General features: G+C 40.6%; 7 protein-coding genes. 2 read left to right on the forward strand and 5 right to left on the reverse strand.

The window, feature by feature from the left end; all coding sequences use genetic code 11:
- Positions 1-92 precede the first annotated feature (92 nt).
- Together I8748_RS23730 and I8748_RS23735 are read right to left on the reverse strand one after the other, a co-directional pair.
- Positions 93-3,260, reverse strand: coding sequence for an efflux RND transporter permease subunit (locus I8748_RS23730; protein WP_198126998.1), 3,168 nt, complete (start codon positions 3,258-3,260; stop codon positions 93-95).
- Positions 3,257-4,684 carry an efflux RND transporter periplasmic adaptor subunit gene (locus I8748_RS23735; protein ID WP_225896529.1) on the reverse strand — a complete coding sequence of 476 codons (1,428 nt, stop codon included), beginning with the start codon at positions 4,682-4,684 and terminating at the stop codon, positions 3,257-3,259. The genes I8748_RS23730 and I8748_RS23735 overlap by 4 nt, the downstream gene beginning before the upstream one ends.
- Before the next feature lie 372 nt (positions 4,685-5,056).
- Between I8748_RS23735 and I8748_RS23740 the strand changes: the two genes are divergently transcribed.
- Complete coding sequence (locus tag I8748_RS23740; protein ID WP_198127000.1) at positions 5,057-7,501, forward strand: GH116 family glycosyl hydrolase; 2,445 nt, start codon at positions 5,057-5,059, stop codon at positions 7,499-7,501.
- A 2,377-nt stretch (positions 7,502-9,878) separates the two neighbouring features.
- Entirely contained in the window at positions 9,879-10,262 is a 384-nt protein-coding gene (locus tag I8748_RS23745) for a HetP family heterocyst commitment protein (protein ID WP_198127001.1), read from the forward strand.
- Positions 10,263-11,149: 887 nt separating this feature from the next.
- On the opposite strand, the gene I8748_RS23750 is transcribed toward I8748_RS23745, so the two are convergent.
- The 3 genes from I8748_RS23750 to I8748_RS23760 all read right to left on the reverse strand — a co-directional run.
- Complete coding sequence (locus tag I8748_RS23750; protein ID WP_198127002.1) at positions 11,150-12,640, reverse strand: S8 family peptidase; 1,491 nt, start codon at positions 12,638-12,640, stop codon at positions 11,150-11,152.
- 605 nt (positions 12,641-13,245) lie between these two features.
- Complete coding sequence (locus I8748_RS23755) at positions 13,246-14,070, reverse strand: response regulator transcription factor (protein WP_198127003.1); 825 nt, start codon at positions 14,068-14,070, stop codon at positions 13,246-13,248.
- 1,328 nt (positions 14,071-15,398) lie between these two features.
- Positions 15,399-15,964, reverse strand: a 566-nt coding sequence (locus I8748_RS23760) for an IS630 family transposase (protein ID WP_198127004.1), incomplete at its 5' end; no start/stop codon positions are given.

Below are 15,964 nucleotides of genomic sequence, written 5' to 3' on the forward strand. Positions count from 1 at the left end.
AAAAATCAGCCCTCGTGGAAAATTCCCTCCAAGGCTGAATTTATTGGATAAATTTTGATAATGTCTTTTCTTAGTGTCTTAGTGCGCGATGGTTAAACTACCCCAGAATCAACTTTTGAGGGTTTGCGCCAATTGCGTTTTTTCAAAAATGATTGCCAAGATTCCATATAGGTGTAGAACACGGGTGTTAAATAAAGAGTGAGGAATTGTGAAAATAGTAATCCTCCCACCACTGCTAAACCGAGGGGACGGCGTGTATCTGCACCAGCACCAAAACCAAGGGCAATTGGTAAAGTTCCCATCAATGCTGCCATTGTGGTCATCATAATCGGGCGAAACCTGACTAAGCAAGCTTCGTAGATAGCATCGTAGGGAGTTTTACCTTGTTGACGAGCAACAATTGCAAAGTCAACCATCATGATGCCGTTTTTCTTCACAATCCCAATCAAGAGGATGATACCTACAAAGGCGTAGATATTCAGGTCAACATTAAATATTAATAGGGTTAGTAAGGCGCCGAAACCAGCGGAGGGCAAGCTAGAAAGGATAGTCAGGGGATGAATAAAGTTTTCGTAGAGAATCCCCAATACAATATAAATCACGAAAATAGCAACTAGTAGCAGCCATCCTAAACCCTGAATCGAAGACTGAAAGGCTTGGGCTGAACCTTGGAAGCCTGTACTGATGCTAGCTGGTAAGGTTTGTCTAGCAATTTGCTCAATCTTAGCAGTGACATTACCTAATGAAACTCCTGGTTTTAAGTTAAAAGATATAGTGACAGAAGCTAGTTGTCCGGTGTGGTTAATAGTTAATGGCCCTACACCTTTAGTGACAGTTGCTACAGCGTTGAGGGGTACTAGCTGTCCACTGGGGGCGCGAATTGAAAGCAAATCTAGGGCATTGGGATTTTCCTGATATTTGGGTTCGACACCCATAATTACCTGATATTGGCTATCAGAGGCGTAAATTGTGGAAACTTGGCGAGTACCATAAGCATTACTCAGGGCAGTTTCGATTTGATTGGCAGTTAAACTCAATGATGATGCTAAATCACGGTTGATTTTGACTTGAAGTTGGGGATTTTTGATTTGCAAGTCACTATTAACATCTTGCAAATCTTCTAGTCCGCGGAGTTGCTTTTCTAAAGTGGGGGCGTATTGATAAAGCTCTTGGACGTTGGGACTTTGAAGTGTAAATTGATATTGGGCTTTGCTTTGTTGCCCACCGATGTTAATAGCTGGGGGATTTTGTAAGAAAACTTTCATCCCTGGAATGCGTGAGAGTTTCGGACGCAGTTCTTGTACAATCTCATCTGCACCTAGAGGGCGCTCATGACGAGGTTTGAGTTTGAGAAAAATTCGTCCAGTGTTGGCGGAAGCATTTGGCCCCCCAGCACCCACACTAGAGTTGACAGCTGCAATATTGGGATCTTTATATGCGATCGCTGCCACTGCTTGTTGATGTTTTACCATTTCATCAAAGGAGATATCCTCTGCTGCTTGGGTATTGGCGGTAATTTGTCCCACGTCTGCACTAGGAATAAACCCCTTGGGAACAACCATGAATAAATATACTGTCGCTACCAAAATCGCACCAGAAATTACCATCGTTGTGCGATGATATTTGAGTGACAGTTTTAAACTCCAATCGTAAGCACCAAGTAATTTATCAAAGAAGCTTTCTGAAAGGTTGTAGAGGCGAGTTTTCCAATCTTTCTTACCCTCGCTATCTTCCTGTCCATGATGGGGTGGACGCAAGAAGCGCGAACACAGCATTGGTGTCAAGCTGAGAGAAATCATCCCAGAGATGAGAATGGCAACGCTGATTGTAATGGCAAATTCTCGAAACAGTCGTCCCAAAATGCCACTCATGAACAGTACAGGAATGAAGACTGCTACTAGAGAAATGGTCATGGATAAAATGGTGAAACCAATTTCTCTGGAAGCATTCAAAGCTGCTTCAAACCGACTTTCCCCCATTTCCATGTGACGGACGATGTTCTCTAACATCACTACAGCATCATCCACCACGAAACCCACGGAAAGAGTCAACGCCATTAAAGATAGGTTATCTAAAGAAAAACCCAGCAATAGCATCACCCCAAAAGTCGCCACCAGCGATAGAGGTACTGCCAAACTGGGAATAACTGTAGCCGAGAGGTTGCGGAGAAACAAAAAGATCACCAGTACTACCAAAGCAATAGTCAGCAACAAAGTAAACTGGACATCATCAACCGATTCTCGAATCACCTGCGATCGGTCATACATAATATCCATGTTGACAGCCGCCGGGATTTGTTCGCGGAAAGAAGGTAAGATTTTCTTGATAGCATCCACCACGGCAACAGTATTAGTTCCGGGTTGCTTCTGAATTGCCAACACCATGGCCCTGACACCAGAATTTTTCTTTGGGGATTTCTCTCCCTTGTCAGGAAAAAACCAACTCGCTACTTTGTCATTCTCTACACTATCTAATACCTGACCTAGTTCGCCTAAGATTACTGGCGCACCATCTTGGTAAGTCACAACTAAAGAACGATAGCTGGCTGCATCATTTAGTTGTCCATTGGCTTGGATGGTAAAGTTCTGCTTTGTGCCGTAAAGTGTGCCAGTGGGCAGGTTAACATTTCCTTGGGAAATGGCTGTGGCTACTTCGTCCACACCGATACCTTTAGCACTCAGTGATTCCGGGTCTAATTGAATCCGTACCGCGTACTTTTGGGAACCGTACACTTGCACCTGAGCCACCCCATCCACCATTGACAAGCGTTGTGCTAAAAGGGTTTCGGCGTATTTATCTACAGTTGATAGAGGTAAAATTTCTGAGTTGAGGGAGATATAGAGAATTGGCTGGTCTGCCGGATTCACCTTGCGATAGGATGGAGGGCTGGGCATATTGGTAGGTAACTGCTTTGCAGCTTTGGATATAGCTGCCTGCACATCCTGTGCTGCCCCATCTATCTGCCGACTCAAGTCAAATTGTAAGGTGATTTGTGAGCTACCCAAGGAGCTAGTGGAGTTCATGGAACTCAAGCCTGCGATGCTGGAAAACTGTTGCTCTAGAGGAGTAGCCACAGAAGAAGCCATTGTCTCTGGGTTAGCCCCAGGCAGAGTAGCTGTCACCTGAATCGTGGGAAAATCCACGTTGGGCAGATCACTGACTGGCAACATTCGGTAACTCATCAACCCGAATATCAAAACCCCAACCATGACTAAGACTGTCATCACTGGGCGACGGATGAATAATTCAGAAATGTTCATGATTGCTTTTTAGTTCCTACTGCTGGTTTTACCTGCACTGTGGCCCCTGGTGTGAGATTGAATTGCCCATCTACAACTACTTGTTCACCCGGTTGCAATCCTTCTTTAACTACTGTTTCGTTGTCAACAGTGTCACCTACAGTGACAGGACGCATTTCAGCTTTGTTGTCAGGTTTGACTACATACACAAACTGCCCTTTTTGTCCTGGTTGCACTGCTTGGGAAGGCACTGTAATGGCATTTGGTTGTTCAGTGAACTTCAGTAACACGTTGACAAATTGCCCTGGAACTAATCGCTCCTCAGTATTGGTAAATGTACCTTTGAGTTGAATGGTACCTGTTTGTGTATTCACGCCGCTATCAACAAAGGTGAGTTCGCCCTTGACTGGAGTTCCCGTATCTTTAGCGGGTAAAGCATCTACTTCTAGTTTGTGGTCAGCACTGTATTTCTTCAGGTCAGGTAACAGCCTTTGGGGAATGGAGAATGTGACATAAATTGGATGAATCTGGCTGATGGTAATTAACGGCTCGTCCGCATCTGCTTTCACCAAGTTACCTTGATTCAGCTTCAGGCTACCTGTGCGTCCGTTGATTGGAGAATAAATAGAAGCGTAGGAAAGTTGAACCTTGGCATTATCTATGGCTGCTTGATCTGCGGCGACGGCAGCTTGAGCGTTTTGTACGTCTGCTTGGGCAGCAGTGACGGCGGCTTGAGCGTTTTGTACATCTGCTTGGGCAGCAGCGACGGCGGCTTGAGCATTGGCTACCCCACCTTGGTCTGCTTTTACTGTTGCCTGTTGGGCTTGAGCAGTTGTTTGATACTCTTCTGCTTGTTGTTTGCTAATTGCCCCCTGTTTGAGTAAACTAGCATAGCGTTGAGCCTGGATGTTGGCATTTGTTGCTTGGGTTACATCCTTAGTAACATTAGCTCTTGCCTGGTTCACTTGCGCTTTGGCTTGCTCGACATTGGCTAGTGCTTGTTGTACCTGAGCTTTAGCTTTTTCGAGATTGGCTTTAGCTTGCTGCACTTGAGCCAAATCCTTGGCTTTGTTGGCTTGAGCTTGCATGAGCGAGGTTTCCAGGGCGCGAGAATCAATGGTAAATAGTAAATCGCCTTTTTTGACGTTCTGCCCTTGGCGAAAGTAGACACCAGTCAGTTGTCCACCTACTTTAGACTTGACAGATACGGTTGAATATGCTTCCACTGTCCCCGTCGCTTGTAAAAGCATGGGAACTGTTTTCTGATTGGCACTAGCAACTACCACTGGTACTGGTCGCTTTTTGGCAGCGTCCTTTCCATTGGATTGAGCGTCAGAAGCTGCACAGGCAGTACAAAAGTAACCTAAACACAGCATAATTAGCCAGAATTTACCTCTAGAAAGCGGTTGATAAGCGCCTATAACAAAAGCCTTGCTCGTCTGCATAAAACTTAAATAGCTGATATTAATAATCTGGAACAACGAGAACATAAGCTGACCCCAGCCCAGGCGATCGCTTTTCTCTAAAGACTAATGTCATAAGTTATTTTTAGCCAAACACAATGTTAGCTATTCTAACAATTAGGGTTCAAAAGATTTTGTACTTATAATACTACTGATGCAAAAAAATTGCTATTAAACTATTGAAATCAGTCAAAAGTTACATATATATAACCTTGAGTGAAATGCGATCGTCTTTTTCATTGTAATTTAAGTATAAAATTATACTTTGCATTACAAGTGCAATAATTTTTATTGATTAAAATTGCACATCGCGTTAAACTTCCTTAGCGTAACCGCACGCTGTCAAATCAGGCGATGACAAATCAGCCCTCCTCGAAAATTCCCTCTTGCACTTGGAATCGTCCCATCGGTTTAGGTTGGGATAAACCTTATACCGTCCGCTACGCTAGTAATATTGATGATGGTCCTTGGCACGGTATGCCTCTGGGTGGCTTTGGTGCAGGTTGCATTGGTCGTTCTTCACGAGGAGACTTTAATTTATGGCACATTGATGGCGGTGAACATCTCTTTAAAAGCGCCCCCGCCTGTCAATTCAGTGTGTTTGAATCAAATGGTACATCTTCCCAAGCCTACGCTTTGTCTACTCAACTGCCTGATGATGGTAGTCTCAAGGCTTGGCAATGGTATGCAGCTAGTGGAGGAAGGGGAGCAGGGGAGCAGGGGGGAGGAAGTGGTTTTGAACAGCAAACGGGTACGTATCATGCTTTGTATCCTCGTAGCTGGTTTGTTTACGAGAATGTATTTCAAGCAAAGTTAACTTGTGAACAGTTCTCTCCCATCTGGGCAAACAATTACCAAGAAACTAGTTATCCTGTAGCGGTGTTTCTCTGGAATGCTTACAATCCCACTGATACACCCATCACTCTGAGCATTATGCTCACCTGGCAAAATATGGTGGGCTGGTTTACTAATGCCCAAAAATCTCCCGAAGTGCGGGTACGGGATGATGGTAGCCCAGTTTACGACTATCAGCCACGCTGGGGTGAAAGTCAAGGCAACTACAATTATTTAGTTGAAAGTCCCCAATACCTTGGTTGCTTTTTAGGCCGAGTTGACATTGCTGAACCTGTACAAGAAGGAGACGGCAGTTGGTGCATTGCGACGCTACAAGATGCAAAAGTAGAAGTATTTCACCACACGAAATGGAATCCTGTAGGTGCTGGTGAAGAGATATGGTCAACTTTTGCTGACAATGGTTCTTTAGATAACTATATTAATGCAACTCCAGCGGCAGCAGATGAACAATTAGGGGCAGCCCTTGCGGTTCGTTTCACCCTCCAACCAGGTGAAACTCTCAAAATTCCCTTTGTGCTAGCTTGGGATTTACCTGTAACAGAATTCGCCGCCGGAATTAATTATTACCGCAGATATACAGACTTCTTTGGCAAAAATGGACAAAATGCTTGGGCGATCGCAACCACCGCTTTAGCACAATACCATACTTGGCAACAAAAAATTGAAAGCTGGCAACAACCCATTATTAACCGCGAAGATTTACCTTCTTGGTTCAAAATGGCTTTATTTAATGAGCTTTACGACCTCACCAGCGGCGGAACTCTCTGGAGTGCCGCATCAGAACTTGACCCCATCGGTCAATTTGCCGTGTTAGAGTGCTTAGACTACCGCTGGTATGAAAGCTTAGATGTGCGGTTGTATGGTTCCTTTGGGCTGCTGCTACTGTTCCCAAAATTAGAAAAGTCAGTTATACGTGCCTTTGCACGGGCAATTCCCCACAGTGATCATACTCCCCGTGTAATTGGCTATTACTACACAATTAAGTCAGAAAGTCCAATCGCTGTTCGCAAAGTTGCAGGCGCAACACCCCACGATTTAGGCGCACCCAATGAGCATGTCTGGGAGAAAACCAACTATACCAGCTATCAAGACTGTAATTTGTGGAAAGACTTAGGTTGTGATTTTGTCTTGCAAGTATACCGAGATTATTTGCTCACAGGTGCTGATGATGTAGAATTTTTGGCAGACTGCTGGAGTGCAATTGTTCAAACCTTAGACTACCTCAAAACCTTTGACCTAGATGGTGATGGCATTCCCGAAAACTCAGGCGCACCAGACCAAACCTTTGATGATTGGCGGTTACAAGGTGTCAGCGCTTATTGTGGCGGATTGTGGTTAGCAGCCTTAGAAGCAGCGATCGCCATCAGCCAAATTCTATTAAATCATAACCTTGGCGACCTTGGCGTCTTGGCGGTGCAAAAATCCACCTATGAAACTTGGTTAAAACAATCTCGCCCAATTTACCAAGAAAAACTTTGGAATGGTCAATATTACAGATTAGATAGTGAGAGTGGTTCCGATGTAGTAATGGCAGACCAATTGTGTGGACAATTCTACGCCCGTCTACTAGGATTACCGGATATTGTACCGAGCGATCGCGCCCTCTCTGCCTTAAAAACTGTTTATGAAGCTTGCTTTTTGAAATTTGGCGATGGCAAGTTTGGTGCAGCTAACGGGGTTCGTCCCGACGGTTCACCAGAAAATCCTCAAGCTACTCATCCTCTGGAAGTTTGGACAGGTATTAACTTTGGCTTGGCAGCTTTTCTAGTACAGATGGGAATGAAAGACGAAGGATTTCGGTTGACACAAGCTGTGGTAGAGCAAATCTACATAAATGGGCTACAATTCCGCACTCCTGAAGCTGTAACTGCTGCTGGCACATTCCGCGCTAGTACTTATTTACGGGCAATGGCGATTTGGGCAATTTACTTATTTATCCAGTAAGTAGGGCGGTGCAATTAAAGATAACTGGCTAGGACTGTCATTTGTCATTTGTGAACCACTACGGTGAGGCAGTCCAGTCTTGGGTTCTCATACCACTCCCTTTGGCTGTCGGGAGACCCGCCTACGGGGGTGGCTCCCCAAGTGAAGCACGTGGCGTCATTTGTAAGGGTTTCAAGCCCATTTACGTTTCATAACATAGTTTGGTTTATTTCCACCGACTTACTTAAACATCTTTCAGGACTTACGCAAGAGTGGCGGAAAAACGAACCGCACTCCACAGGAGAACCCATCCGCCATTGAGGGTTCCCGCAGGATAGCGATACTAGAAAAACAGTGTTGCAGAACAGAGGGATGAATTAAGGCAAGCTGGGGGAGCAGGGGAAGAAATTTTTTATTTGCCAAATCATCCCGCAAATATGCAACGCTAGAAAAACAATTTGTATCTATAAATACATTTTAGCTTGTCAAAATGTTTTAATATCATGCTTTTGGAGGATATATTGCCTAATTAAAACAGTAAAATTTGACATTTTTTAATATTATTTTCCGGTTATTTTATTAATGAAAAGAAAATGTAAGTAGGTTTAATAAATAGTTTGCAGTGGCAAGTTTAGACTGCTTTCAACAAATATAAATATCTCCCACTCCCAATAACAGTGTTAATGATAATAGAGTTTTTGTATTTATTGTCTATTTTGTGCTGTCAAAGTATTAATTTTACTGGTTTTTTGGTCACAGTAATGTCGATTATGTATCACAATCTTATCATAAAAATCTATGTAAAATTCCTGAATAATTACCAGTTTGATTTCAGGTCATTAAATTTACCTTTAGTAAGAAATAAAAATTACATAATCAAAGTTAATACCACTGTGAAACTGAATGAAATAAAAAATATACCATTCTATACTATTAATTGCTAATTATTCGGCTGTTACTGTTAACACTCAACAGGTATCAGTTAAGAATTTATATAGTTTGGGTGTTGCTGCCATAAAGCGCGATCGCACCTCAACTATATCTTTACAAGTATACAAAACTCTATCCCCTTGCGGCTGGAGTTTTTGGCGATGAGGAATATCGATTTAAAAACATGCTCCTGACGATAAGTTAGGGGAATAATAAGGCAGACGTTTATACAAAATTGGTATTAGACCTACCTATAGTTGTAGATTTTTTCTCGGATAACCTGAGCAATATCCTTTGTCAATTAATTTTTGATAAATTACTAAATTACATTGATGATGTTCAGGCTAAGCCAGCTAAATCTTTTTTTCAACAGTTACAAGTAAACCTTGTGCTACATACAAATTGTAACTGAAAACGAGTTTGTATATCATACCACACATTTGCAACTATTACAAGTTATTTATCGTGATTACTTGCTAACAATACACTAACATTTACACTCATTTTTATTTTGTACTTGCTATGTAGGCTATAGCTATAAAGCTTACCAATCGCGGTATTCAGAGAATATACACATAAGTATTTTATTGTCAATATTAAAAAATTTTTTCAAGTACATCTAATAAGTATATTTTAGATTTTTTTAATAATATTTATGGTGCTATATTTATCAGTTGTTTGTAAATGTAATTGATGGTAGATTTTGCTGTATACTCAAGCCAATGAAAGATTATAAATCATAGTCTCCGAGGGGTGTAACCCCTCATTACATAATAAATGTAGGACAAAAAACAAAGTTGCACAATACACAAATGAATGTCAAAATATATTCAGTAAATTTAACGTAATTACAGCTAATATGAAAAATAACATCCTGTATATAAAGAGTATAAATACGTTTTTTGTTCTTAATATTCAAGAGCGATTTTTTTAAAGTTCTAACCTAAATCTATTGAATTTTTACAAAATCACTCATAAGTTTCGCGCAAAAAGTAATACAATAAAAGTGACAGGCAAAGAAATTAAATTAAAAACACAGACATTAAAAGGGTGAAAAACGGCATCTACTGAGAGCTACACGGAGACTTTTTACTGCCGTTTAAATTACATATATGGGAAGAGGTAAAAATTTACCTGGGATTCACAGCTAAATAAAGGTTACATCTGAAAAACCAGCAGTGATAACTTTCATAGATTAGATCAGGGATAATCTCAAAATTTAGGGCAAAACAGCAAATATACTTGATTGGAAACACTCAAGATTTGGACTAAAAGATCAGCTCATGGAAATAATCATCAGGCGAAATACAGGTAAAAAGGACTGGGGATTAAGTAGCAGCTAGAAAAATTATGGAATTTACTCTGAACGCTGCCAAACTTTGTCAACTTTTCCCAGTATCACCAGCGAAGTAACTCCTGCCACCAACATAAAAGAATTGCACTAGTTTCATCCAAGACAATTAACACTATGAATCAACACATTGCCGGCATTAGTAACAACTTCAATCAAAAAATCAATCCTGAACAATTTGACCAAATAGTTGAGGCGATTTTGGCCGGAAAGTATTCCTGGGCATGTGTTTTAATACTACGTTTGGCTGGTTACAATCCTTTACACTACATCCCCTACCGCACCTATAACAGATTGCTCAAAGAAAACTCCCAAGGCAACAAATTCCCCCAACAGTGTGACGAAAGTATAAAAACCCCACAGTTATCTCCGAATAAAAAATCTGATACCAATGTTGCAACAAGTTGCATAGATAAGATAAAAGACCTTGCTTATCTGGATGTAGTAGGTAAAAAAACAGAAATTCGCGGTAGTGGTTTGGATCAGTTGTTAGCAAAATAAATTCATGAATCTCAACCGATCAAATCTGAACCACAACCTGAAAGCACTGAAGATTTTTCCTTAAAATTCTGTGAAATTAGCTAAAAAAGCTATTTATTCACTGGATTTGAGTTCAGATGCCATTGAGTGTTTCATAGCCTACCAGGCTGATGAAAAATCATCGCCTGGCAGGTTTATTTCGTGTTCACTCTTGGAAAGAAGATAGGAATTATATTGCTAAAATATGCCAAAATGGCAATTCATTAATAATCAAATCCTATAAATTATAGATAATTATTTAAACAGAGAAGACTAAGGAGTAAATTTGTTTTCAAAAATAACATCCATAATTAACTGACTATCAAACACATACAACTGGCTGTTATTGCTGAAGCAGTCAGTGTCTCTGGGAGTAAGTATTATACCCAGATTAACGATCTACCGTTGCTGCTGGTGGTTCTTTTTCCGATCAAGTCTGAGCAAAGAAAAGTTGGAATGGCGGCTGACTCCATTCTTAACTTTGAGTGCTTAAGATCGAGTTTCCTTGTGGTGGGGGAAATTAGATAAAACTTCTAAACTACAGCTAATGTTGCTTGAGTTTAAAAAGCTCGTTAGCAGCATTGCCAAAAGCGGAAATAGAAAACGTTACGGTTAAATCGTTATTGTGGATGATAGGAACTATAGCTCTTATGCTTCTCTTTTGATTAATTGTAATCCTAATTCTCCCAATTAGGATTATTTTTGCTATGTAGACTTATACCATTTCACGAAATACCTGATACAAATACCCTAGTAGGGGCGTACATCTGTACGCCCCTACAGTCGATTCATATCTTGCAAATATTTTTGGAAATGGTATGAACTTTGAAACTCTCCTTTCTTCAATCGATTCTCTAGACTGTCTGATTTCAAAAGCGATTAAACAATCTACTGTACTGATCTATCTGCTTTTGCAGTTGATTTAGCATTTTTTGAATATCTGTATTGTTTTGATTATCATCATTTTTGTCATCATCATTGTTGCTTGTATTATTGTTGCTGCTGAGAGTGCTATCGTAGTATCGAAATTCTGACCAAATTTCTGAACTCACTGGCATACTTTTGTTTTCATATGTGGAGTCAGCTTTAAAGATAGAATTTTCAGGGTTGCTCTCGGCTATGGAACTAGTATTGAAGTTAAGATTGGTAGTTAATGGATTGTTGACTGATATATCTGCAAACGCTTGCTGTACTAAAGAACTGATGTTGATTGAACTAATATCAATACCAGAGTTTGCCGATTGTGTGCTACTTCCTGCTGTGTCTGTGATGATCTGACGTACTTCGGCATCAGTCAAGTTGCGGTTAGCGCTAAGCATCAGTGCAACTACACCAGCAACGTGGGGAGTAGCCATAGATGTACCGCTGAGAGTGGCATACTGATTACCTGGTACTGTAGAGTAGACATCAACTCCTGGGGCTGTGACGTAGGCAAGTTCATTCCTACCAGACCGATTAGAGAAGTCAGCCATGTTATTATTGCTATCCACTGCACCAACAGCAATTCCGTAGTTATTTGCATAACGGGCAGGATAATCTGGTGAGGATTCCCCATCATTACCTGCTGCCATGACCACAATTACTCCTTTGCTGCTGGCATATGCAATAGCTGATTTGAGAGTACTATTAGAATAATTGCCTCCGAGGCTGAGGTTAATTACATTAGCTTTATTGTCCGCTGCATAACGAATACCATCAGCGATCGCACTATAATACCCAGAGCCGGATTCATTCAAAACTTTTACAGGCATAATCTTAGCATTATAGGCAATGCCAGTCACACCATAGTCATTATTCTCGCCAGCGATCGTGCCAGAAACATGAGTACCATGACCGTTATCATCTAGAGTGTTATTGTTGTTGCCATCAAAGTTCCAGCCTCGGACATCATCTACATAGCCATTGCCATCATCATCTATACCGTTATCAGGAATTTCCTTAGTATTAGTCCAAATATTATTCTTTAAATCCTCGTGATTGTAGTCAACTCCAGTGTCTACAACAGCAACAACAACACCCTGACCTGTATATCCATTTGCCCAAGCTTCTGGGGCGTTAACCAAGTCTGCTCCCCAATTATTACCACCAAGTTTAGGAACATCACTAAAAGTATTTTGACCAGCAGCTTTACTGACTGCTGCGCCTGCATTTACCAAGCCATAGCCGGAGGTCGAATTATAGTTTTTAGCGCTTGTAGCAGTAGCATTACTGGTAATTTCTGCCTTTTGATAAAAGCTACTACGACCGCCCAGACCCAAGCTATGATTATCCTGGATATGAAAAGTATCTACTGAGGAGATAGAAGCAGAATTTAGCCCGTTATGAGAAAGTAATTGACTACTAGTATCATTAATGGGCATAAGTATTTGATCCTCAAAGAGATTAATTATTATTTGTCAGCGTTAAATGTTAAAACCTATCCCTAGGCTCTCAAACATAATTTTGCTTCCTTTGCCAATAATTACTATAGATATGAAGACTAAAATGCTATTTTTCTTACAAATCAAATGAGTAAAAATATGATTGTTATAGAACCAATATTTTTACCAAATACAATTTAGATTTGTACTAAATTTGACAGCAAATAAAATGCATAATACCAATTCTGTATGAAGATGCGCCAAACTATATGAGGAACAAACCGCAAAGGGCGCAAAGGAGAGGCAGCGCGGTCTTGGGGGTTCCTCCCCCCCCTACTCCCTGCGGTCGTGGGGGCCCCGAGTCCCCCATGAGCGACTGCCGTCACAAAGAAAGAAAAAAATTTGGCGTAGCCTCACAAAGAAATGGTATGAGTATATGCTGCGATACCCTACTCTTATCCTACAAATACGCGCTCCGCGTAGCTTACTTCCCGATAGGGGAACTTCAGCCTAACGGCGAACGGGAAGCCACTAGCTTGCAGCAAAGCTTCGCTAATGTGTCTACGTTTTTCCGTTACCTGTGTGTAAGTCCTGTTTCAGTAATTCTAAGTAGAACGCAAAGCAGCTGCTTGATTTTCTTTGCGCCAAGTATCAGGAGGTAAGCCGTGATGCTGGCGAAATTGACGTGAAAAATGAGACACATCTTGATAGCCTAATGCTTGAGCAATTTGCTCAACTGTGTGATGTTTATTTTGCAGTAAAAAACGGGCTTGTGCCATCCGACGTTTAATAATCCAGCTGTTAACAGTCTCTCCTGTCTGCTTGGCAACTCGGTTAGTTAAGTAAGCAGGTGAATAACCAACTGCAACAGCTACATCGCACAAAGTAATTGCTTGGTGATAATTGGCTTCAATGAAATCGAAAACTTTTTGTAGTTGGGGAACGCAAGGGAAAAACGACTCTGTTGGGTCAGTTAGTAAAGCTTCCGCTGTGGGTAATGATTCTGAGGTTTGCTGAAATTTATTAGCGCACCAATGTTTGAGAGTAGCTTGCTTTTGTAGTCGAGTATTGATGGCTCGAACTAATTCGTCTACTGTAGTGGGTTTAGTGAGATAGTCATCTGCTCCTAAGTCCATACCTTTGCGAATAGATGCTTTAGTGTCAAAGCCAGTGACAAAAATAAAAGGAATAATTGCTGTCGTAGGTTCTTGGCGCAACTTTTTTAGAACACTATAACCATCCATATCAGGCATAACAATATCGCAAATTATCAAGTCAGGTAAATGCTCTTGTGCTTGCTGAATACCAACAAGACCATTTTTAGCAGTTATGACATGAAAACCTTTAATTTGAAGACCTTTCAAGAAAAGATTACAGGTGGCTGTATCATCTTCAATTATCAGAATTTTTTTCGATGATTCGTAAATCATTTTTCCACCACTGAAATATTTAGGTTTTAATAGTTACGCAAGCTTAGACTGTATATTAATTAAAAGTACTATTAATAGGTAAATACTTAAGTTTATATTTGTTAAATTTAATACAGTTTTTCAGTTAATCATAAATAGGCAGTAATTATTTTTTATAAGAATAAAAATTGAAGTTTTTTATGCTATTCCTGAAAAAATCTATTGTTTTTTTCAAAAATCTAGCATTAGCCCTACTGAAATATCAGTACATCTAAAGGAGTAATTAATATAAAGCATTATTAAATTAAATGATTACATTGTCAATATTAAATTTGCTAATTTTGGCTTATTTGCTGTACTTTCATAAGCTAAAAATTTATAAATACCAAGCCTTGAATACTTGTGGCAAGAGCAAAATATCAATGAGTTCGTAGTGTATTTTCCTTACTTTCTCTACTGTTGCTACTTTTCCTACTTTTCTTACTTTTCACATTTTTAATTGTTATGCTAGATTTTTCAAATTTTAGCGACTTCAAAGTATTAATCTGAGGTTTATTCTCATTCGTAAGCATCCTAAATTGCCTTGAATAAATAATCTTAATTAAAGTCATACAAAAGCTGTGGAGAAAAAACTGTCTGCTAATCTAAGTAAAAAAGTGGGAAAAGTGGATTAATGTGTAAATTTAATTACAAAACTTTTCCTAGTTGTTGCCGACTTCTTTATTCACAGCCACCGTAACTTTCAAGAGAAACATTTCCTAAGCCACACCCAGTAAGGATTTGGCGTTTTTCATCATATAGCTGTAGTCACATTGGTTAGGACAATGTTTGCTCAAAGCCTTGAACCAAATGGGTTTCTACTCAGCAACGCCACATACGTGGCTGTCAGCAAAGCGCGATCGCGCAGTGGCTTCACCCTGCGGGTTCGCCGTTAGGCGTTCTCGTACCCCTACGCTTAAGCCAGGGCTGTTTCATTCACTGATGATGGGGATTTGTACTGAGGATAATCTCACGCAAAGACGAGGCAGCGCGTTGGGCGGCTCTGCCGACTTGAAGCGACTGTCGTCGCAAAGATGCAAAGAAAAATCGCGTATTTTTGGTTGAAGGCGCAAAAATTTTTTACTATAATTATGCGCTTGTTCTCAATTTTTATTTCTTTGAATCTTACTATTTTACCTATTTTAGGGAACGAAACAGCCCTGCTACGCTTAAGCAAGCTACGCGGCCTTCGTCTTTGAAGGAGAACAATAGCCGCACCAAGCGTCTACAGCACTTTGCTATACCAGCCGCAAAAACCGCCATAGTTTGAAAACCTATGACAAATAGCTCAAGTCCTCTTACAGCAGTTTTCAGATGAATAGACCACAGTGAGCAAACCAACCCCAAGCATCATCAGAGGAGATGTGTTCATTCACAATCTGAGTTAAAACGTGATTTAGTGCCTCATGGGTTGTAACTTTTGCTGCTCGTAAACACTGCTTCAGTTTTGACCAGCATAATTCAATTGGAGATAAATCAGGTGAGTAAGGAGGCAAAAAGACAAGACGTGCACCAACTGCTTCAATTGAGTCTCGAATCACCGCAGCAGTATGTACTGATAAATTATCCATGACAACAATTGCTCCAGCCCATAACTGTGGTGCTAGAATCTGTTGCACATAAGTTACAAACACATCGGTATTGACACTACCTGAAATACTCATAGTGGCAATCAGCCCATCCAAACTTAAAGCTCCGATGAAAGATATATTTTGTCCTCGATTGCGAGGACATGAATCATGCAATCGCTCACCAATTTTTGCACGACCGTACAGTCGTGTCATTCCCAACCTCAAACCGGATTCATCTACAAATACCAAATTATGTGGGTCTATACCTAAAACCCAATCTCGATAATCAAAGCGCATTTGATTGA

It is taken from the genome of Amazonocrinis nigriterrae CENA67 (assembly GCF_016056305.1).
In the GTDB taxonomy this organism is placed as follows: domain Bacteria; phylum Cyanobacteriota; class Cyanobacteriia; order Cyanobacteriales; family Nostocaceae; genus Amazonocrinis; species Amazonocrinis nigriterrae.